Origin of the sequence: Octadecabacter sp. B2R22, from assembly GCF_018861045.1 — a bacterium.
Classification (GTDB): Bacteria; Pseudomonadota; Alphaproteobacteria; order Rhodobacterales; family Rhodobacteraceae; genus Octadecabacter.
In genome coordinates this window covers 449951-470566 of record NZ_JAHKQJ010000005.1, presented here as the reverse complement: position 1 = coordinate 470566, position 20616 = coordinate 449951, and the positions used below count along the sequence as shown (strand labels likewise).

The window sequence follows — 20616 nt, the reverse complement described above, 5'->3', positions numbered from 1 at the left end:
GGGGAAATACGCCGGATTACTCCCACTATTGATTGGTTACAAACTTCTGCTAACCTTCGCTCATCACAAAATGTGGTGGGGAGGGGAGAGCATACTTCAATATATGCCCCCCAATGGAAGGAAGACATACGATGGAAATGATTCTTGGTTTGCTCATTCCTGCACTTTCCGGTGCAGCTGGCGGTAACATTATTGGTAAAGTCGCAGGCGCTTTGAATGGCGGCGGCATGATGAACACTATTCTGGGCGCAGTAGGCGGCTTGGGTGCAGGCTCAGTGCTTGGCTCCATGGGGATGGACCCAACAGGCGGTGCAGAAGCAGCAGAGGCCGTAAGCAACTTCGACATCGGCACATTGTTGTCTGGCGTTCTCGGCGGTGCCGGTGGCGGCGCAGCACTTGGCGGCATCGGCGGCATCATCAAGAACATGATGTCCAAGTCCTAAGTTTAGTAATACGTAACGAGTATCCGGAGCGTCCAGCACAGCTGGGCGCTCCTTTTTTATGGCAGAGGTTGCGAAGCTGGAGGCACAGGTTTAGGGACAAAGGTATCCCGAAACGCCTGTAACCTAGGGGGCATTCCACATGGCGCACGATGATCCGAAAACTCTCGTTTCAACGGAATGGTTGGCGGCACACCTAAAAGACCCCGACCTGCGAATTTTGGATGCATCTTGGTACATGCCAGCAGACGAACGCGATGGACGGGCTGAATTTGACGCGGCCCACATTCCGGGCGCGCGGTTCTTTGATATCGATGATGTCAGCGACAATCGATCCGAATTGCCCCACATGGTGCCCAGCGTTGAGAAATTCATGAGCCGCATGCGCCAAATGGGCGTTGGCGACGGCCACCAAGTCGTCGTTTACGACACCTCTGGTTTGTTTAGCGCCGCACGTGTTTGGTGGCTTTTCCGCTTGATGGGCAAGATGGACGTTGCCGTTTTGGATGGCGGCTTTCCGAAATGGCAGGCCGAAGGGCGCGAAATCGAAGATCTGCCGCCGGTCATCCGTGACCGCCACATGACGGTGTCCCGCCAAAACCAGATGGTGAAGGACGTGACACAAGTTGCCTCTGCTTCAAAGCTTGGCGATTACGCCATTGTCGATGCCCGCGCTCCGGAACGGTTCCGCGGCGACGTGCCTGAGCCCCGCGAAGGGTTGCGCGCAGGCCACATCCCAAACAGCCGCAACGTATTTTTTCGCGACCTGCTGGAGGCGAACAACACCCTGAAATCCCCCGATGCAATTGAGCAGATATTCAAGGATGCGGGCGTTGATTTGAACAAACCAGCCATTCTTTCATGTGGGTCTGGCGTCACGGCGTCGATCCTTGCGCTGGCCATGGAACGCATGGGCAAGACAGACCACGCAGTATACGATGGAAGCTGGTCCGAATGGGGCACTTTCGATGATTTACCAATCGCTACAGGAGACGCGTAATGCTTGAACATCTTTCGGCACAACCCAAAGATAAAATCCTCGCCCTTATGGCAGCTTATCGCGAAGACACGCGAGATACGAAAGTCGACCTCGGGGTTGGTGTTTACAAAGACGCGAGCGGCAACACACCTGTCATGCGCGCCGTAAAGGCTGCCGAACAGCGGCTGGTCGATCAACAAGACACCAAAGCTTATACAGGGCTCGCTGGCGATCCTGCGTTTTCAGACGCGATGATCAATCTGGTTCTTGATGGTGCGGTCGAACGGGACCGTATTGCTGCGGTCGCGACACCGGGCGGCACGGGCGCCATTCGCCAAGCGTTGGAGTTGATCAAGCTGGCTGCACCTGGTGCAACGGTCTGGCTGTCCGACCCGACATGGCCAAACCACCCCTCAATCATCAAATATCTGGGGATCAAGTCGCAGACATACCGTTACTTCGACGCGGAAACCCGCAACGTGGATTATGTCGGTATGCTGACAGATCTTGGCGCGGTCCTGCCCGGCGACATCGTGTTGCTGCATGGCTGCTGCCACAACCCGACCGGCGCGAACCTGACCGCGCCACAGTGGAAAGGTGTAATTGACCTCTTGAAAGAGAAGTCAGCCGTTCCATTTATCGACATCGCCTATCAGGGCTTTGGCGACGGGTTGGACAAAGACGGCGCGGCCACACGAATGGTTGCCTCTAGCTTTGACAATGTGCTGATTGCGGCGTCCTGTTCCAAGAACTTTGGTATCTATCGCGAGCGGACAGGCATCTTGATGGCAATCGCCAAGGACACCGCCCAGCGTGATCTGGCGCAACAGAACCTTTCGTTCCTGAATCGCCAGAACTTTAGCTTTCCGCCAGACCACGGCGCTCGGGTCGTTACAACAATCCTGAACGACCCCGAATTGCGGGCCGACTGGGAGGCCGAACTAGAAGAGGTTCGCCTTGGGATGCTTGATCTGCGTAAACAATTGGCCGCCGAGTTGCGTCGCCTATCCAATTCGGATCGGTTTGATTTCTTGGCTGACCACCGTGGCATGTTCAGCCTTCTGGGCACATCCCCTGACAAGGTCGAAAAGCTACGCGCAGACCACGGGATCTATATGGTTGGTGACAGCCGTATGAACATCGCGGGCTTGAATGCGGACACGATCCCTGTGCTTGCACAGGCGATCATCGACGCTGGCGTCTAAGCCTCCCCACAAAGTGAAATGAGAATGGCGTGCCTAGCAACCTAGGCACGCCATTTTTGTATGCCAAGACATCGGCCTGACCTACAAACGCAAAAGGCCCCGCAAATCTGCGGGGCCTTTCTATTTTGATGGAGGCTAAAGCTTAGCCGTTTTTGAACTCTGGGTATGCTTCCATGCCCAGTTCAGCCATGTCGAGGCCGTTGATCTCTGTTTCTTCGCTGACGCGGATACCCACGACTGCTTTCAAGATGAACCAGATGACCAGGGACACTACGAAGGTGAAGACACCGTAGGCAACGATACCTGTAAGCTGTGCTGTGATCGTCGCGCTGCCGGAGAAGGCAACTGCGATTGTACCCCAGATACCTGCAATCAGGTGAACCGGAATGGCGCCAACAACGTCATCGATTTTGAACTTGTCGAGCATTGGAACCGCGAAGACCACGATCGCACCGCCAACACCACCGATGAGGAGGGCAGACAACAAGGAAGGAGCAAGAGGTTCAGCTGTGATGGATACCAGACCAGCGAGTGCGCCATTCAAAACCATTGTCAGGTCAACTTTTTTGTACAGGATCTGTGTAAGGATCAGCGCAGCAACGGAACCGGCAGCAGCAGCCATGTTGGTGTTCGCAAAGATACGACCAACGTCTGTGATGTCGCCAACAGTACCCGCAGCAAGCTGGGAACCACCGTTAAAGCCGAACCAACCGAGCCACAGGATGAATGTACCCAAAGTAGCAAGTGCGAGGTTGGAACCTGGCATTGGAACAGTTTTGCCGTCCTTATACTTGCCGATACGTGGGCCAAGTACGATGGCACCAGCCAAAGCAGCCCAACCACCAACAGAGTGTACAACTGTAGAACCCGCGAAGTCGGAGAAGCCGAGCTCGGAAAGGAAACCACCGCCCCACTGCCAAGAACCGGAAATCGGGTACATGATACCTGTCAGGATCGCGACGAAGATCAGGAATGGCCACAGTTTGATACGCTCAGCAAGCGCACCGGAAACGATGGATGCAGTCGCAGCAACAAACATCAGCTGGAAGAAGAAGTCGGAAGCAACGGATGCGTAATCAAGTGCAGCGTCAGCAGCGTCCAGACCAACAGGCTCGAGCCAAGTTGTCGTGCCCAAGATTGGGCCGAGGTAACCATTGAAGTCACCAGGGTACATCAGGTTGAAGCCAACCAGCCAGTACATGATGGATGCGATGGAAAACAGCGCGATGTTCTTTGTCAGCTGCATTGCAACATTCTTACCGCGCACGAGGCCGGCTTCGAGCATCGCAAAACCGGCGGCCATAAAGAACACGAGGAAGCCGGCCACAAGGAACAGCAACGTCGTCATGATATAAGGGCCGATTTCATCGAAGCCCGGCGCGGCGTCTTGCGCCAGCGCGAGGGTCGGCAGTGCCATCAAGGCGCCCGCGACCGGAAGAGATTTAAGTAGTTTCATTAGTTCGTTTCCTTCTTAGGTCGCTTAAAGGGCGTCGGAGTTGGTTTCGCCTGTGCGGACACGCAATGCGCTTTCCACATCAAGAACGAAGATCTTACCGTCGCCGATTTTGCCGGTGCTGGCTGTCGTTGCGATGGTTTGGACAACCTGCTCGGCCATCCCTGCATCAACGACGATTTCCAGTTTCACTTTTGGAACAAAGTTCACGGCGTATTCAGCGCCACGGTAGATTTCAGTGTGGCCGGATTGCGCACCGAAACCTTTTACTTCTGTCACCATCATGCCGCGAACGCCGATAGACGTGAGTGCCTCACGAACGTCCTCCAGTTTGAATGGTTTGACTGTTGCGATAATGAGTTTCACGATCGTCCTTTCTGCATTTGTTAGTCCACAGGCGGCTATTGGCCCGCTTGGGCACAACAAGGTCTGTAGCGTTGACATACCTCAAGAATTGGGGGCAGCATTTGTTAAGCATTTGGTAGCAAATTGCACAAAAAATGCACAAAACAGGCAAGTCGCCCAATAAATGAGCAGGTAGAAAACTGTGATCGAAGACATATCCGGCTCTACATTTGGAATCGGTGACGGTATTGTGCCGACAATTGACGCCACAAATGGCGCGTGAGGTAAGTGGGCAGTATGACCAGTAAACGAGGACAAAAGCCGCCATTGGTGGCTGAAAAGCGCAGCAAACCAGCAGCGAAACCGCGCAAGCCGGCTAAGTCCGCAAGACGCAAACCCACCGCCCCCAAACGGCGCGGCCTGTTAGGTACGCTTCTTTGGCCCTTCAAGTGGCTGCTGATCCTTTTGTGGCGCATTTTTTGGCGCGGCACATTGGTTGTAAGCGTTTTGATCGGGATCGGTGTGTTCTATTACGCCTCAACCCTGCCCCCAATCGAAGAGATGGTTGACGGCCGAACGCGCGGTTCTGTAACCCTCCTTGACGCACGCGGAGAGACCTTTGCGTGGCGGGGCGATCAATTTGCCGGAATGATCCGATCTGAGAGTGTGAGTGATGATCTGCGCAACGCAATTATCGCGACCGAGGACAAACGATTTTATGCCTTCTATCATTTCGGCGTGGATTTTTACGCGACCGCCGCGGCCATGGCGCGCAACTTCCGCAATGGGGGCAATCCGCTCTCAGGTGCAGGCGGGTCATCCATTACCCAGCAAACCGCAAAGCTTCTGTGTTTTGGACGAGCATACGACCCAACCGTTTGGGAAACCGAAACGGACTACGAGGCAGAGTGCCGCCGCACCACGCTTTGGCGCAAGGTCCAAGAGGCGGTCTATGCCTTTGCACTTGAGACGCGATACACAAAAGAAGACATTCTGACGATCTACATCAACCGCGCCTATCTAGGTGCAGGGTCTCGTGGGTTCGAAGCCGCATCCCAACGTTATTTTGGCATCTCCGCCGCCCAAGTAAACCCTGCGCAATCTGCGATGCTTGCGGGTCTTCTTAAGGCGCCATCAAGCTACGCACCGACGCGCAACTTGCAGGTCTCTCAGGATCGTGGCGCGACAGTTATTCGCCTGATGGAAGAACAAGGGTATCTCACATCGGGAGAGGCTGCCGATGCGCAAGCCAATCCAGCGACCTTATCCGAAGCGGCCCGTGCACGTGCTGGAGGGTATTTCGCCGACTGGGTCATGGACAGCGGTCCGAGCTTTTTCACCGAAGGCACCACCGAAGACGTTATTATCCGCACAACGCTTGATCCAAGGGTTCAAACCGCCGCCGAAGAGGCATTGGTCTGGGTGTTCGAAAACAAGGTCCGTGCGGGGTCAGAGGCGCAGGCGGCCATTGTCGTCATGTCAGCCGATGGGGCCGTGCGTGCCATGGTTGGCGGGCGCGACCTTACCGTTTCGGGTGCCTTCAACCGTGCAACGCAGGCGCTGCGACAAACCGGATCGGCGTTCAAACCGTTCATCTATGCCGCAGCACTCGACATAGGCATGTCGCCCTTTGATATTCTGCTAGATGCCGCGACTTGCTGGGACATTCCCGGCCCCGATGACTATTGCCCGACGAACTACACCAACCGCTTTGAGGGTGAAGTCACCATGGTGCAGGCGTTGCAGCAATCGCTGAACATCCCTGCGGTCGCCCTGTCAGAACTGGTCGGGCGGCCCGCTGTGCGTGCCGTAGCAGAAGGCTTCGGCATTGACCGCGATCTAGCAGACGGCCCTGCCCTTGCGCTTGGGGTCTCCGAAAGCACCTTGCTGGAAATGACGGGCGCTTATGCTGGAATCTTGAACGGCGGTTCGGCGGTCAAACCCTATGGACTGACCGAACTTCGTTTGGCTGGCGATGACACGCCCCTACTGGAAGCAACAGGCGGTATCCGTGAACGGGTTATCCAAGAAAGCGCCGCACGTGAGCTGACGTGGATGATGTATCAGGTTGTCGAGGACGGATCAGGACGCCGCGCCGCCATTGAAGGCTGGGAAATTGCAGGTAAGACCGGCACAACCCAAGGCGCACGTGATGCATGGTTTATTGGTTTTAGCGGAGATTATGTGACCGGCATCTGGATGGGGTATGATAACAATACACCACTGACGGGCGTGACTGGGTCCGGTCTTCCAGCAGAGATCTGGCATGAGACTATGACTCGTGTGCTGGCTGGGCTTCAACCAACGCCATTGCCCATGGACATTCCGGCACAGGTGCAAGTTCAGCAACCACAACCGAGCCAACCAAGTGGCGGTTTAGGGCTGCCTGAGGAAGAGGCTGACAATCTGATTAATGATCTCTTGCGAGAGCTTCAGGGCGGAAACTAGTCGGGCGGCGTTTTGCGCCACCCGTCGCTTAGTTTTCAGCGCAGCGAGAATACCGGAAGGCGTAACCATCCCATAGCATGATGATGCCGCCTTCGACCTCGGCATCATTCATCACCATCGCGCGTTCCGTCCAAATCTGATCGTCGCCGGAACACCGCATCGTATAAAGCGTTGCATCCATATCGACGACCTGAACTGGACGCGTCATACGACATTCCATTTCAACGCCATAGAAAATGCCGTCTTCAATTTTGAGAGCCCCGCCATCTGCCCCGACCAACCCACACTCGGAGTTCGCATTCTGACGGTACGTCCCGTCATAAGGCGTCGCGGCAGCAAGAGCCGGTGCAAGAATGAGGGCAACAGCAAGACGCATCAGCTGAGATCGCGAATAAGTTGATCAAGGTTACCGCCGCGCGCATCCAACATCGCACCAATCTCGGCGCGTTCGGACAGCAGCATATTAACGCCCTCAATGATTAGGTTGAAGAATACTGGGCGACCCGGACGATCGGACACGTGGAAATCGACTTGGAACGGAGATTGTCCGCGCAAAATCGCAAGTGTGCGCACTTCCATGTAGGAATTGACGGCTCGCGTTCCTTGCACTTCGATCCGCCCGCCCGCGAATTCGTTAAACCGGCGGCCATATTTGTTCGCAAGATAGATACCGAACGCATCAGAAAAAGCAGCCTTTTGCGCATTTGACGCCGAACGACCATCATTGCCCAGCGCGTAGGCCGCCAAGTAGCTGGTGTCTGCATAACGGTCAAAGATACCCTTGAAGCTGTTTACCATAGAATTGACCGAGGCACCGGAGGAGATAACTCGGTTAATTTCACCGATTGCAGTAGTCACAAGGCTCTCAGCCTGGCTCGCATTCAAGGCAAGGGCTGGCAACGGAAGGGCTGCAAAGGCGCTTGCGCCTCCTAGGGCCAGAACACGGCGGCGGGAAAAGCTAAGGTCAGTCATTTTCAAAATCCTTCAATACTAAGGTCGTCCGAGAACGGATCAATCTCGGAAACAGCGGGCGGTGCTTCGCCCAAATCAAAACGACGGTTCTGCAGATAGGCCAAGCGGGCCTGCGCATAACTGTCAGCACTTTCATACAAGACGGAGTCGAATGTATCCATGAACGTTCCGCGATCCACGCCCAAACTCGCCACGCGCGCGGCGGTTCCGTAATCCAACTGAGCGCCTGTTCCAACGCTCTGGAGCGGGTCAAAGATCAGGTCGATGATAACGCCGACAGCGTCACGTTCGGTCGATGGTCCGAAGACCGGCAGTTCTACATAGGCTCCTTCAGGCACACCCCAAACAGCGAGCGTTTCGCCAAAATCGGTCGTTTCTTCGGTGAGGCCAATCGCGCCCGCGGGGTCAAACAGACCGCCGATGCCTACGGTTGTGTTGATCAGGAACCGCATTGTGTTGGTGGCAGATCCGCCAATATCACCTTGCAGCAATCCGTTCGCGACCATCCCTGGAAGGCCAACGTTATCGGCGAAGTTTACGACCGGTGTCGTAAATTCGACGGGGACAACAGCCGCGGCCTGACCAGCTGGGCGCAAAATGGCCTGATCCAGCCCTTTGTTGAAGGCATGTACCGCGCGGTTCGTCTCCTCGAACGGGTCATTATACTCAGCACCGGGCGTGGGTGCGGTACACGCCGCGGCCGCAGCTATGGCCGATAGGACGCAAACTGCGCGAAAGTGAGTGGTGATTGTCCGTAACAATAGTTTATCCAAAGCAGAAATTGGTAATATATGGCACATAGTCTTCTGGTGTTAGATGACCAGAGGGCTACACTACAATGTAACCTGTCGTGATCCATATGCGACAGGGTTTCAAGATTTAAGAACGATTACCCGCGGAATTGCGGCAATAGGGAAGGCGGAAAATCGCCCATGATGAATAAAGAAGCGACCAGCGTAGAAACACGCGCGGGCCGATCAGAGTTGATAGGCATTCGCAAAAAGTCACGCGCGCTCTATTGGTTTGTGGCGATTTTCAGCAGTTTCGTAAATGCGCTGATGCTGACGGGCCCGCTCTATATGCTCAACGTTTACGATCGCGTGCTTGGTTCGCGGTCTTATGAAACCCTGATCGCATTGTCCGTTTTGGTCGGGTTCATGTATTTGATGATGGGTATTCTCGATTATGCCCGCGGCCGCATTATGAGCCGTGTTGGCGCTCAGTTCCAAACGGACCTAGACGAACGCGTGTTCAACGCCGTCATGCGCGCTCGCGCAACGGGCCGCGTTCCAACAGAAGCAGCCACCGGTCAAAATGACCTCCAATCGGTTCAACGCGCCGTCACATCACCTGTAGCAATGGCCATTTTTGATTTGCCGTGGACGCTTATCTTTGTTCTGGGGATTTTCATTTTCCATCCGTACCTTGGTTATTTGGCGATCGGCGGCGGGATCATTTTGGTCATAATCGCGATTATCAACCAGCTGAGCAGCCGGCGCCCGCTCGCAGAAGCAAATGAGGCGACATTTCACGCCGAAGCCATGGGCGAACAGTTGCGCAGTGGTGCCGACATGATCCAAGCGCTCGGAATGCGGTCTTCTGCGTTTCAGCGGTGGATTGATCTTCGTAACAAGTCTTTGCGCGCGGGCATCAAAGCGGGGGACTTAGGCGGCGGATTTGGCAGTATGACCAAGACATTCCGGCTGTTCCTTCAGTCGGCAATGCTTGGTGTTGGGGCTTATTTGGTTCTTCAAGGTGAACTGACGCCCGGCGCCATGATTGCCGGTTCAATTCTTATGGGTCGCGCACTTGCGCCGATTGAAATGCTGGTCAACCAATGGCCTGTCTTGAACCGTGGGCGCAGTGGTTGGGCAAGCCTATCGCGCCTGTTGGGCGCAGTACCTATTCAAAAACACCGGACGGAGCTGCCAAGACCGAAATCTATGATCGCCGCAGACCAAGTTACTGTTTTGCCCCCCGGTGAAACCAAAGCGTCACTCAGAATGGTATCATTCAAAATCAATCCTGGCGAAGCGGTCGGCGTTATTGGTCCGTCTGGTGCGGGCAAATCGACGCTCGCGCGTGCCTTGGCAGGGCTTTGGGTTCCCGCTGGTGGCACTATCCGCTTGGATGGTGCGTCACTGGATCAATACGAACCGGATGTCTTGGGGGGGTATGTTGGATATCTACCGCAAACCGTCACGCTCTTGAGCGGTTCAATACGGGACAACATCGCCCGCATGTCGCCGAACCCAGATGATGCGGCAGTCATCAAAGCCGCCAAACGGGCCGCCGCCCATGAGATGATCCTTCGTCTTCCTGATGGTTATGACACAATCGTAGATGAAACTGGTGGGCGGTTGTCTGGTGGTCAAGTCCAACGCGTCGGGCTGGCCCGCGCTATGTATGGGGATCCTGTGTATCTCGTTTTGGATGAACCGAACTCCAACCTCGACAACGAAGGATCCGTCGCCGTTAACAACGCGATCAAGATCATGCGCGAAGAAGGTCGCTGCGTCTTTGTCATGGCCCATCGGCCAGCAGCTATCGAACAGTGCGACAAGCTCATGTATTTGGACGGCGGTGTGCTGAAAGCATTTGGCCCAACCGAAGAAGTGAAATCGCAAATCCTCGCCAATCGGTCGCAGATCGATCGAGGCAAAGGCCAAGGGGGAGGCGTCACATGAAACGTACTGAATGGTCAGCACGACGCCCGCTTTCGGTCGGCGTCTTTGCGCTTTTGATACTTGTCGGCGGATTTGGAGGATGGGCAGTTACCGCACAGATTTCAGGTGCCGTAATTGCCAGTGGTTTGATTGAAGTCGACCAGAACCGCCAAGTTGTTCAGCACCCTGACGGGGGTGTCGTCACTGACATTTTGGTCAAGGAAGGTGACGTCATCATGCAAGGGGATATTCTTTTGCGACTTGATGCGCAGGACCTTCAGGCCAATTTATCAGTTGTCGAGGCCCAATTGTTTGAAACGTTGGCGCGAAGTGCACGTTTTAAGGCCGAGAGAGATGGCGCGGCTTCTCTCATTTTTGATCCGGTGCTCGACGAGGGTAATCCAGAAGTCGTTCAATCGCTTAAAGACGGTCAGGAAAACCTGTTCACTGCGCGACTTGAATCGGTCGCCCGAAGCACTGAACAACTCGGCAATCGTAAGGACCAAATCGCGTCGCAAATTCGTGGAATCGTCGCGCAGCAAGACGCACTCGAAACCCAGCTTGCCCTGATCGATGAAGAGTTGAGCAATCAACAATCCTTGCTCGAACGCGGCCTTGCACAAGCAAGTACGGTTCTGAACTTGCAACGGGAACGTGCTCGATTGCAGGGCCAAGTCGGGGAACTGACGGCCTCAGTTGCGGGCGCCCGAGAACGAATCACAGAGATCGAGATCGAAATCCTCGGCATCACCACAACCCGACGAGAAGAAGCGATCACTCGATTGCGTGACCTCCAGTTCAACGAACTTGAACTTAGAGAGCGGCGCACGACGATTATTCGCCAGTTGGAACGGCTCGATATTCGGGCACCTGTCGGTGGTATTATCTACAGTTTGCAAGTGTTCGGCGCTGGTGTGGTTATCCAACCCGCCGACCCACTCATGTTTATCGTACCGCAAGATCGGCCTTTGGTCATTGCCACTCAAGTCGCCCCGACGGACGTTGATGTCTTGACCATTGGCCAAGAAGTAAGCGTGCGGTTCTCGGCACTGGATCAACGCACGACACCCGAACTCTATGGAACGGTAGCACTCGTGTCAGCGGATGCGTTTTCGGATAATACGACCAATGCGACCTACTACCGCGCTGAGGTTCAACTGAACGAAGGCGAATTGGCACGCCTGCCGGATGGGACAACTCTTATCCCCGGGATGCCCGTAGAAGCCTTCATTCGCACAGCAGATCGCACGCCGATGAATTACCTGACCCGACCCCTAATGGACTATATTGCGCGCACCTTTAGAGACGGCTAGCGTCGGCGTAAAATCCCGAAAGGATCATACATGTCTATTGAAACACGCCTCGCAGAACTTGGTGTCACACTTCCCGATGCGCCTGCACCAGCCGCCAACTATGTGCCGTTCGTTAGAACCGGAAACCTGCTGTTCGTGTCCGGCCAGATTTCGGCGAACGACGATGGATTCATCGTTGGAAAGCTCGGCGATGATCTAACTGCAGAGGACGGCGCCGTGGCGGCCAAAGCCTGTGCCATTTCTTTGTTGGCGCAGCTAAAGGCCGGATGCGACGGCGACATCGATCGCCTTGTGCGGGTTGTTAAATTGGTTGGCTTCGTAAATTCGACTCCAGACTTTGGTGACCAACCCAAAGTCATCAACGGGTGTTCGGACTTCATGGTAGAAGCCTTGGGTGACAAGGGCCGCCATTCCCGCAGCGCAGTTTCTGCCGCGTCCTTACCCTTTGGCGTGGCCGTCGAAATCGAAGCTATCTTCGAGATCGTACCATAATGACGACTGGCCTGCCCGCTGGTTTCCTCGAACGACCGATCACACACCGCGCACTACATGACGCGTCTCGGGCTGAGAACTCCTTGGCGGCTATTCATGCAGCCGTTGAGGCTGGGTACGGCATAGAGATCGACATTCAGCCGTCAAAAGACGGTTTACCGATGGTCTTCCACGACTATAGCTTGAATCGGTTAACAACCGAAAGCGGGCCTATCGCCCAACGCAGTGCCGCTGAACTGGGCGAAATCGCCTTGAGCGGTGGTGGTGGCACCATCCCGACTTTGGTGCAGGTCTTGGACAGTATTGCGGGGCGCGTGCCATTGCTGATCGAAATCAAGGATCAAGACGGCGCGCTTGGACCAGCCGTCGGGCCGCTGGAAAAAGCCGTAATCGATGCGTTGAAAGGCTATGATGGCGACGTGGCTTTGATGTCATTTAACCCCCACTCTGTTGCGGCCTGCCGTGACTATGCCCCCTCAATTCCCCGCGGCATCACGACCTGCCCTTACAGCGAAAAGAGTTGGCCAACTGTGCCAGCCGCCGTGCGCGAACGCCTCGCCACGATCCCCGATTTCGACCGTGTGGAAGCTACCTTCATAAGTCATCAATGGGATGACCTCGCATCGCCAAACGTCGCAGACCTCAAGGCACGAAACGTGCCCGTTTTGTGTTGGACGATAAAAAGCGCTCAGCGCGAGTCAGAAGCACGCAAGATTGCCGACAATGTCACCTTTGAGGGCTACTTTGCTTGACTATGCGCGCATGAGCGCCACTTGTTAACTATGGACGGCAGCGCGATCGAAATAAGTACACACGCGTCACTCTCTGGGATTGATCCAGCCGAGTGGGACGCATGCGCCTGCCCCGAGGCCGACAGCGGGCGCGCAACTGATCCGTTCACCACCTATCGTTTCTTAAGTGCATTGGAAGAAAGTGGCAGTGTTGGCGCGGGAACAGGGTGGACCCCTCACTACCTGACCGCGCAGCAAGATGGAAAACTCATCGGCGTCGCCCCGCTCTATGGCAAATCCCATAGCCAAGGCGAATACATGTTCGACCATAATTTTGCACAAGCGTTTGAGCGATCAGGTGGGCAGTACTACCCGAAACTCCAGATTGCTGCACCCTTTACGCCTGTCACGGGTCGCAGGTTCTTGACCCGCCCGGGCCATGAGGTTCAAGGCATGGGTGCTTTGATCCAAGGGGCCGTGCAGATTACAGCTGACAATAATCTGTCGTCCCTGCACGCAACCTTTTGCACAGAGGCCGAGGCCCTAGCTGGTGCGGAAATGGGGCTGCTGCATCGCACATCCCAACAATACCACTGGACGAATGAGGGCTACAAAGACTGGGACGGTTTTCTAGCCGAACTTTCATCAAGGAAACGTAAAACACTGCGCAAAGAACGCGCGACGGCGCAGGCAATTGATGCGAATATCGTGCAGATGTCTGGCAGTGACATTAAACCCCATCACTTGGATGCGATGTGGACGTTCTACCAAGATACAGGGGCACGCAAATGGGGACAGCCCTATTTGACGCGGGCGTTCTTTGATATTGCAGCTGAGTATCTGAAGGATGATATCCTATTGGTATTTGCAGAACGGGACGGAGAGCCCATTGCGGGTGCTCTGAACTTTATCGGACGCGATACGCTTTTCGGGCGCTATTGGGGCTGCACCGAACACCATGCCTGCCTGCATTTCGAGATCTGCTATTATCAGGCAATCGACTATGCGCTTGCCCACGGGCTGAAACGGGTCGAGGCGGGCGCGCAAGGTGAACACAAACTGGCGCGGGGGTATCTTCCGGTAACAACCCATTCGCTACATTGGTTTGCAGACGCTGGGTTTCGGGATGCAGTTGCCAAATACCTAACCGCCGAACGTGCCGCCGTATCGGATGAAATCGAAGTGCTGACCAACTACGGCCCGTTCCGGCGGGCGGACATCGAGGAACAGGAATGAACGACACCTTAGATCAAGCTGGACGCGATGAGTTGGTTGCTGCGGGTTGGGTCGTTGGTGACACGAACGCTCGCAAGACATTCACGTTCAAGAACTTTGTTGAAGCTTTCGGGTGGATGACATCCGTGGCCATTGTTGCAGAAAAACTCAACCATCATCCTGAATGGTTCAATATCTACAAAACCGTCGATGTGACGCTGACGACCCATGACACAGGCGGGCTAACAGGGCTCGACCTGAAACTAGCCAAACGGATGGATGCGCTGGCGGAATATTCCGCCAACGCAATTCGATTACATGTCTTCCAACAGACCTTCGCCTGCTGATGTTTCACAGGTACCGGGGCTTTCTTCTGCGTTAAGAACCTTAACTTCGCCGTCCATCACAAGCATCGCATACCGTTTAGAGCGGTTGATAAGACCCGCAGGCGGCGCAGAGAAATCCATGCCGATCGCTTTGGTAAATTCACCTGATGGGTCGCCAACAGTCACGATGCCCGCGTCGGCTGCACCAGTAGCTTCGGCCCAACTGTCCAATACGAACGGATCATTGACGGACAGGCAGATGATTTCTTCAACGCCACGTTCCTTGAACTCATCCTTTGTGCGAATAAAGCTCGGCACGTGCGCCGTTGTGCAGACACCTGTGTAGGCCCCCGGCACCGCAAAGATCACAACGTTGCGCCCTTCTGTCAAAGAAGAAACTGAAATTCCTTCGGGGCCGTCTTCGCCCATCTTAACAAGCATCGCATCTGGCAGTTTGTCGCCCTCTGAAATCGTCATATCTAGTCCTTTTCGGCAATTGCGTTGGTCGCTGCCCTCACTATAGGGTCCATTTTGTCAGCAACCAGATGGAACCGCTATTCATGAGCCATATTGTCGTGATCGGCGCAGGTCAGGCCGGAGCCTCGCTTGCAGGAAAACTACGCTCCGAAGGCTTTGAGGGCGAGATTACGCTGCTCGGAGCAGAGGAAAACCCACCCTATCAACGGCCCCCTTTGTCCAAAGCATATCTGCTCGGTGAGATGGAACGAGAACGGCTCTTTTTGCGTCCCCGCGAATGGTATGAAACCAACAACGTAACCTTACGAACGGGGACCCGTGTGGTCGCGGTGGATGCGGCAGCGCAGTCGATTACGCTAGAAGGTGACGAAGTTCTTTCATACGACGAATTGGCCCTGACGACAGGGGCCCATCCACGCATGTTGCCCAGTTCTATCGGCGGCACCTTGGAAGGCGTTTATGCTGTTCGTGATTTGGCGGATGCCGATGCAATGGCGCCCGAGTTCGTCGCCGGCAAGCGGCTATTGATTATTGGCGGCGGCTACATTGGCCTCGAGGCGGCGGCAGTGGCTGCAAAACTCGGCCTGAATGTCGTGCTGGTAGAAATGGCTGACCGGATTCTGCAGCGTGTTGCCGCACCAGAAACATCCGAATATTTCCGCAACCTTCATAGCACGCATGGCGTCGATATCCGCGAAGGTGTCGGGCTGGAACGTTTGAAAGGCGAAACCCGGGTGACTGGCGCTGTCTTGACGGACGGAACGACGCTGGACTGCGATTTCGTGATTGTTGGCGTTGGGATTAGCCCCGCAACGGCCCTCGCCGAAAGCGCGGGTGTCACCTGTGACAACGGCATCGTTACTGAAGCCAATGGCCGAACATCCGACCCCCATATTTGGGCAGCTGGCGACTGTGCCACGCTGAACTGGAATGGTTCTCAAACCCGAATTGAAAGCGTCGGAAATGCCATTGATCAGGCGGAAGCCGTGGCGCGCAATATGATGGGTGCTGATACGCCCTATCAGCCCAAGCCGTGGTTTTGGTCAGATCAGTATGATTGCAAGCTACAGATCGCAGGCCTGAACGTTGGATACACTCGGATTGTTGTCCGAAAAACGGGCGACGCACAGTCCCATTGGTATTACCGAGATGAGACGTTGCTCGCGGTTGATGCCATGAATGATCCGCGCAATTACATGATCGGTAAGCGGTTGATCGAGGCTGGCAAATCGCCCGCGCCAGACGTCATCGCAAACCCAGACACCGACATGAAAGCACTGCTAAAGGCATGAGGATCATCGCCGGACAGCATCGTGGATTAACCCTTGCAAGTGTTGGCAAGGGTGACGAGGCCGCTCACCTGCGGCCAACGTCGGACCGCGTTCGCGAAAGCCTGTTTAACGTGCTGATGAGCTACAGTTTGCCCCACGGCTCGCGAGTTCTTGATCTGTTTTCGGGAACGGGTGCGTTGGGCCTTGAAGCGTTGTCACGCGGCGCTGAGCATGTGACCTTTGTGGACAATGGGCGCGTTTCCCAAAAACTCATCCGTGAGAACATCGCAAAGACCCGCCGCGAAGACGACACGACCTTACTGATGTGTGCGGCAAACAAGCTGCCAATGACGTCGGCCCCCTGCGACCTCGTGTTCCTAGACCCGCCATACGGTAAATCACTCGGCGCGGCAGCGATCCTTTTGGCACAGAAAAACGGATGGTTGGCAGATGACGCGCTGATCGTATTTGAAGAGAACACACCGCAAGCCGTCGCTGGTTTTGAGCAAGTCGACCTGCGCCGCTATGGCGACACACATATTACAATCATGAGAGCGCAATGACCCCTGATCTAGTAGTTTTTGATTGCGACGGCGTGCTGGTCGATACGGAACACGCGACCGCTGCCGTCATCGCAGAAAATTTCACCCAGTATGGCCTACCGTTAAGCGGGGATGAGGTCGCTGACCTCTTTACTGGCGGTACGATGGATACCGTGATGGATGAAGGGAAACGGCGCGGCGCTGATTTACCCGACGGCTGGCTCGACGAGATTTACAGTCTGATCTACGCAAGACTTGCCCAAGGCGTCGACGTGTTTGACGGGGTGTTTCAACTTCTAGACGCTTTGGTTGAAGCTGGGGTTCCTCACTACATTGCATCCAATGGCACAATGCAAAAGATGCGCCTATCTCTCGGGCCATCCGGGCTTTGGGATCGGTTCGACGGCCGCATCATGTGCCGTGAAGATTACTTGCCCAAACCTGACCCCGCAATGATCTTACATGCGATCGCGCGGACGAATGCAGACCCGCGAAAGACCGTGATGATTGACGACAGCACAGCGGGGTGTAGCGCTGGAATCGCCGCAGGCGTGCACACAATTGGGTTCGCTACTGAGGGACAGGACGCGGATCTTGCTGCGCTTGGGGCTGAAGTCGCCAACTCGATGTCGCAGGTGCAACAGCTGATCTTGAACTAGAACGTCGGGTGGAATTTTCCAGCTGGCGAGGTCGTGAAAATCTCTGCACCATCTGCCGTGATCCCGATGGAGTGTTCGAACTGTGCTGACAGGGATTTGTCCCGCGTTACGGCTGTCCAGTCATCGGCCAAAATTTTAGTTTCCGGTCGCCCGAGGTTCACCATCGGTTCAATCGTAAAGAACATGCCTTCTTGCAGCACAGGCCCCGTCCCCGCGCGGCCATAGTGCAGAACATTTGGTGGCGCGTGAAACACAACGCCAAGGCCGTGACCGCAAAAATCTCGTACGACCGACATGCGCTGGCTTTCGGCATAAGTTTGGATCGCGTGGCCAATATCGCCAAACGTATTTCCTGGTTTAGCGGCCTCGATCCCCAACATCAGCGCGTCATGGGTCACATCAATCAAGCGTTTCGCTTTCACGCTCGGCTTGCCGCCCGCGACATACATACGGCTCGTGTCACCAAACCAACCATCTACAATCACGGTGACGTCGATGTTGATGATGTCACCCGACTTAAGGGTCTTCGTGCTTGGAATTCCGTGACACACAACGTGGTTCACACTGATGCAGCTTGCGTGTTTGTAGCCTTTGTAACCGATCGTTGCGGACGTCGCTCCCGCGTCGTTGACCCATTGCGTAATCAACGTATCAAGCGCCTCGGTCGTCTGACCTGGAGTCACATGCTCTGCGATCCGATCCAAAATTTCAGCGGCCAGTTGTCCGGCCTTATGCATACCTGCAAAATCAGCGGGTTCATACAGGCGAATGCCGTCTTTTGTCATCGTGGCTTTAGAGCTGCTCATCACATAATCCTTTGTCTTACGCTCAGATAGGACACATCGAGCGTTTTCAAAACCCCTTCGCGCTTTATCCGGCGGAAAATTCTCGTGTTAAGGGGGGGATACGCTAAATGGCAGCTGCCGCGCGGCTATGATCTCATCTGGTGTAATCGCGCACGCCAGACATATCACCTCAACGCCAGCGGCCAATGCGGCCTTAAATGCAGCGGCATAGGTCGGGTCAATATCCGCAGCCAACGTTACATGATCGCAATCCGTTCGTTGCACCAGAAACAGCAACACAGCGCGATGACCCTGTTCGACCATTGCTGCCAGATCGCCAAGATGCTTTGCGCCGCGCGCTGTGACGCTGTCGGGAAACTCTGCCAATCCGGCCTGACGTGACAAGGTCACTGATTTCACTTCGAGGTAACAATCCCGCCGCCGGTTACTGCTGAGCAGGAAATCGACACGGCTTTTCTCGCGGTACTTCACCTCGGCGCGGATCACATCGTACCCGCCTAGGCCATCAATCCCCTCGACCAAGGCCTCAGCGACGACTTTATTGGCAGCACCTGTATCAATCCCGACAAAAGCACTCGGCAGTTCGGCCAACCGCCACCCCCAATCGAGCTTTTTCTTAGGGTCGTCGTTGGGTTCGATCCAAACCCGCATGCCTTCGTCCTTTAACCCCATCATTGAACCCGGGTTCGGGCAATGGGCCTTAACGACCGAACCATCGGAAAGTTCTACATCAGACAGGAACCGCATATAGCGGCGGATTAATCGGGCTGGAACAAGGGGAGTGGCAAAGCGCATGAGCGCGATTTATACCATTCCCAACCATAGGAGAAGTGCATGACCAATCCCACTGCCGCAATGCTGGTTATCGGCGATGAAATCCTGTCTGGTCGCACGCGCGACGCCAATATGTATCATCTCGCTGGGGAACTTACGAAAGTCGGGATCGACCTGAAAGAAGTGCGTGTGGTCAGTGACGATGCACCCGCAATTGTTGCGGCGGTTAAGGCGTTGTCTGGGGCTTACGGCACAGTCTTCACATCTGGCGGGATCGGACCCACCCACGATGATATCACCGCCGATTGCATCGCAGCCGCTTTTGATGACCATATTGACGTGCGCGACGATGCCCGCGCCCTGCTGCAAGCGCACTACGACCGCAATGGCCAAGAACTTAACGCTGCCCGCCTGCGCATGGCCCGTATTCCCGACAGCGCAACACTGATCGACAACCCCGTCAGCATCGCGCCCGGTTTCACGGTGCAAAACGTGCACGTCATGGCGGGCGTTCCATCAGTCTTTCAAGCGATGGTGGCGACAGTCCTACCAACCCTTTCAGGCGGCGCACCGCTGTTATCAGAAACCTTGCGCATTGATCGCGGCGAAGGCGATATCGCGGGACCGCTCGCTGATCTCGCCGCATCCTACGCTGACCTTTCAATCGGGTCCTACCCATTTCAGAAAGACGGCAAATACGGGTCCAACATCGTGATCCGTGGACAAGACGCAGCACGGGTCTCAGCCGCACTGGATAACCTTAAGGCGGCATTCCCCACATGACACCTGAAACACTCACGTCTTTGATCGACGCCACATGGCCTGCTAAATCGCTTCGCGATGTAAGCGGATGGACCATTCGTGAGGGCGCTGGTGGCGGCAGTCGGGTTAGTGCGGCCACGGCGACCACAGCGGCGAAGATTGACGACTACCCCCTAGCGTCGAACGCAATGCGTGACATCGGGCAAAACCCGTTGTTCATGGTCCGCGCGGGTGAAGACACACTCGATGCCGCGCTCGAACGTGACGGCTACGCGATCAAAGATCCCGTCACCTATTACACCGCCCCCGTCGAGAAAATCGCGACTGAGCGGCCACCTGCTGTCACTTGTTTTGAGGTTTGGCCGCCACTGGCAACGCAGGCCGAGATTTGGGATGCAGGGGGTATCGATGACGCGCGCTTGGCCGTGATGGAGCGTGCCGAAAATCCAAAGACAACAATCTTGGGGCGTGTTCATGATACACCTGCCGGAACTGCCTTTGCTGCAATTCACGACGGGGTCGCAATGCTGCATGCGATTGAAACAGCATCGGCGTTTCGCCGTCAGGGCGTGGGCCGTCACATGATCCGCGCCTTGGCATTCTGGGCCCAAGGGCGCGGCGCAACGCAAGTCGCTCTCTTGGTGACAACCGCAAATGTCGGCGCCAATGCTCTCTATGCTTCCATGGGGTTCGTTCCTATGGGAGGATACCACTACCGCATCCATCCGGAAGCTTGAGAA

General features: G+C 55.4%; 23 protein-coding genes. 15 read left to right on the top strand and 8 right to left on the bottom strand.

Annotated features, from left to right (window positions below):
- Positions 1 to 131 precede the first annotated feature (131 nt).
- The 3 genes from KO486_RS04920 (at position 132) to KO486_RS04910 (ending at position 2624) form a co-directional block, all read left to right on the top strand.
- Positions 132 to 443, top strand: coding sequence for a hypothetical protein (locus KO486_RS04920; protein ID WP_216036121.1), 312 nt, complete (start codon positions 132 to 134; stop codon positions 441 to 443).
- Positions 444 to 582: 139 nt separating this feature from the next.
- Entirely contained in the window at positions 583 to 1440 is an 858-nt protein-coding gene (gene sseA / locus KO486_RS04915) for a 3-mercaptopyruvate sulfurtransferase (protein WP_216036120.1), read from the top strand.
- A complete protein-coding gene (locus KO486_RS04910; RefSeq protein ID WP_216036119.1) occupies positions 1440 to 2624 on the top strand; it encodes an amino acid aminotransferase in 1185 nt (394 codons plus the stop codon). Before sseA ends, KO486_RS04910 begins: the two co-directional genes overlap by 1 nt.
- A gap of 142 nt (positions 2625 to 2766) precedes the next feature.
- Here KO486_RS04910 and amt read toward each other — a convergent pair whose 3' ends face one another.
- Both amt and KO486_RS04900 read right to left on the bottom strand, forming a co-directional pair.
- Positions 2767 to 4080 (bottom strand): ammonium transporter, encoded by a 1314-nt coding sequence (amt, locus tag KO486_RS04905; protein WP_216036118.1) that lies wholly within the window; start codon positions 4078 to 4080, stop codon positions 2767 to 2769.
- Positions 4081 to 4104: 24 nt separating this feature from the next.
- Positions 4105 to 4443: a P-II family nitrogen regulator gene (locus KO486_RS04900; RefSeq protein ID WP_216036117.1), complete on the bottom strand. Its 339-nt coding sequence runs from the start codon at positions 4441 to 4443 to the stop codon at positions 4105 to 4107.
- A 276-nt stretch (positions 4444 to 4719) separates the two neighbouring features.
- Between KO486_RS04900 and KO486_RS04895 the strand changes: the two genes are divergently transcribed.
- A complete protein-coding gene (locus tag KO486_RS04895) occupies positions 4720 to 6870 on the top strand; it encodes a transglycosylase domain-containing protein (protein ID WP_216036116.1) in 2151 nt (716 codons plus the stop codon).
- Between the two features lie 28 nt (positions 6871 to 6898).
- Here the strand turns inward: KO486_RS04895 and KO486_RS04890 are convergent, their stop codons facing one another.
- Genes KO486_RS04890 through KO486_RS04880 form a run of 3 tightly spaced genes read right to left on the bottom strand, consistent with a single transcriptional unit; the run spans position 6899 to position 8603 of the window.
- Positions 6899 to 7246 carry a hypothetical protein gene (locus KO486_RS04890; RefSeq protein WP_216036115.1) on the bottom strand — a complete coding sequence of 116 codons (348 nt, stop codon included), beginning with the start codon at positions 7244 to 7246 and terminating at the stop codon, positions 6899 to 6901.
- Entirely contained in the window at positions 7246 to 7842 is a 597-nt protein-coding gene (locus tag KO486_RS04885) for an ABC transporter substrate-binding protein (RefSeq protein WP_216036114.1), read from the bottom strand. The genes KO486_RS04890 and KO486_RS04885 overlap by 1 nt, the downstream gene beginning before the upstream one ends.
- 2 nt (positions 7843 to 7844) lie before the next feature.
- Entirely contained in the window at positions 7845 to 8603 is a 759-nt protein-coding gene (locus tag KO486_RS04880) for a VacJ family lipoprotein (RefSeq protein WP_252734560.1), read from the bottom strand.
- A gap of 171 nt (positions 8604 to 8774) precedes the next feature.
- On the opposite strand from KO486_RS04880, the gene KO486_RS04875 reads away from it, so the two are divergent.
- The 6 genes from KO486_RS04875 to KO486_RS04850 are packed head-to-tail and all read left to right on the top strand — an operon-like array spanning position 8775 to position 14606.
- Positions 8775 to 10529: a type I secretion system permease/ATPase gene (locus KO486_RS04875; RefSeq protein ID WP_216036112.1), complete on the top strand. Its 1755-nt coding sequence runs from the start codon at positions 8775 to 8777 to the stop codon at positions 10527 to 10529.
- Positions 10526 to 11821: an HlyD family type I secretion periplasmic adaptor subunit gene (locus KO486_RS04870; RefSeq protein WP_216036111.1), complete on the top strand. Its 1296-nt coding sequence runs from the start codon at positions 10526 to 10528 to the stop codon at positions 11819 to 11821. Before KO486_RS04875 ends, KO486_RS04870 begins: the two co-directional genes overlap by 4 nt.
- Before the next feature lie 30 nt (positions 11822 to 11851).
- The gene (locus tag KO486_RS04865; RefSeq protein WP_216036110.1) at positions 11852 to 12313 is read left to right on the top strand and encodes a RidA family protein; all 462 of its coding nucleotides are present in this window, start codon (positions 11852 to 11854) and stop codon (positions 12311 to 12313) included.
- A complete protein-coding gene (locus KO486_RS04860; protein WP_216036109.1) occupies positions 12313 to 13065 on the top strand; it encodes a glycerophosphodiester phosphodiesterase family protein in 753 nt (250 codons plus the stop codon). Before KO486_RS04865 ends, KO486_RS04860 begins: the two co-directional genes overlap by 1 nt.
- Before the next feature lie 30 nt (positions 13066 to 13095).
- A complete protein-coding gene (locus tag KO486_RS04855) occupies positions 13096 to 14280 on the top strand; it encodes a GNAT family N-acetyltransferase (RefSeq protein ID WP_216036108.1) in 1185 nt (394 codons plus the stop codon).
- Positions 14277 to 14606: a 4a-hydroxytetrahydrobiopterin dehydratase gene (locus tag KO486_RS04850; protein ID WP_216036107.1), complete on the top strand. Its 330-nt coding sequence runs from the start codon at positions 14277 to 14279 to the stop codon at positions 14604 to 14606. The genes KO486_RS04855 and KO486_RS04850 overlap by 4 nt, the downstream gene beginning before the upstream one ends.
- Here the strand turns inward: KO486_RS04850 and KO486_RS04845 are convergent.
- Positions 14574 to 15062, bottom strand: a complete 489-nt coding sequence (locus KO486_RS04845) for a peroxiredoxin (RefSeq protein WP_216036106.1) — start codon at positions 15060 to 15062, stop codon at positions 14574 to 14576. The genes KO486_RS04850 and KO486_RS04845 overlap by 33 nt on opposite strands.
- Before the next feature lie 83 nt (positions 15063 to 15145).
- Between KO486_RS04845 and KO486_RS04840 the strand changes: the two genes are divergently transcribed.
- Genes KO486_RS04840 through KO486_RS04830 form a run of 3 tightly spaced genes read left to right on the top strand, consistent with a single transcriptional unit; the run spans position 15146 to position 17534 of the window.
- Positions 15146 to 16354 (top strand): FAD-dependent oxidoreductase, encoded by a 1209-nt coding sequence (locus KO486_RS04840; RefSeq protein WP_216036105.1) that lies wholly within the window; start codon positions 15146 to 15148, stop codon positions 16352 to 16354.
- Positions 16351 to 16896 carry a 16S rRNA (guanine(966)-N(2))-methyltransferase RsmD gene (gene rsmD, locus KO486_RS04835; protein WP_216036104.1) on the top strand — a complete coding sequence of 182 codons (546 nt, stop codon included), beginning with the start codon at positions 16351 to 16353 and terminating at the stop codon, positions 16894 to 16896. Before KO486_RS04840 ends, rsmD begins: the two co-directional genes overlap by 4 nt.
- The gene (locus KO486_RS04830) at positions 16893 to 17534 is read left to right on the top strand and encodes an HAD family phosphatase (RefSeq protein WP_216036103.1); all 642 of its coding nucleotides are present in this window, start codon (positions 16893 to 16895) and stop codon (positions 17532 to 17534) included. Before rsmD ends, KO486_RS04830 begins: the two co-directional genes overlap by 4 nt.
- Here KO486_RS04830 and map read toward each other — a convergent pair.
- Both map and sfsA read right to left on the bottom strand, forming a co-directional pair.
- Entirely contained in the window at positions 17531 to 18340 is an 810-nt protein-coding gene (gene map / locus KO486_RS04825) for a type I methionyl aminopeptidase (protein ID WP_216036102.1), read from the bottom strand. The genes KO486_RS04830 and map overlap by 4 nt on opposite strands.
- Before the next feature lie 87 nt (positions 18341 to 18427).
- A complete protein-coding gene (sfsA, locus tag KO486_RS04820) occupies positions 18428 to 19135 on the bottom strand; it encodes a DNA/RNA nuclease SfsA (RefSeq protein WP_216036101.1) in 708 nt (235 codons plus the stop codon).
- A gap of 39 nt (positions 19136 to 19174) precedes the next feature.
- Between sfsA and KO486_RS04815 the strand changes: the two genes are divergently transcribed.
- Both KO486_RS04815 and KO486_RS04810 read left to right on the top strand, forming a co-directional pair.
- Positions 19175 to 19897, top strand: a complete 723-nt coding sequence (locus tag KO486_RS04815) for a molybdopterin-binding protein (RefSeq protein WP_216036100.1) — start codon at positions 19175 to 19177, stop codon at positions 19895 to 19897.
- Positions 19894 to 20613, top strand: a complete 720-nt coding sequence (locus tag KO486_RS04810) for a GNAT family N-acetyltransferase (protein ID WP_216036099.1) — start codon at positions 19894 to 19896, stop codon at positions 20611 to 20613. The genes KO486_RS04815 and KO486_RS04810 overlap by 4 nt, the downstream gene beginning before the upstream one ends.
- The last annotated feature ends 3 nt before the right edge of the window (positions 20614 to 20616 follow it).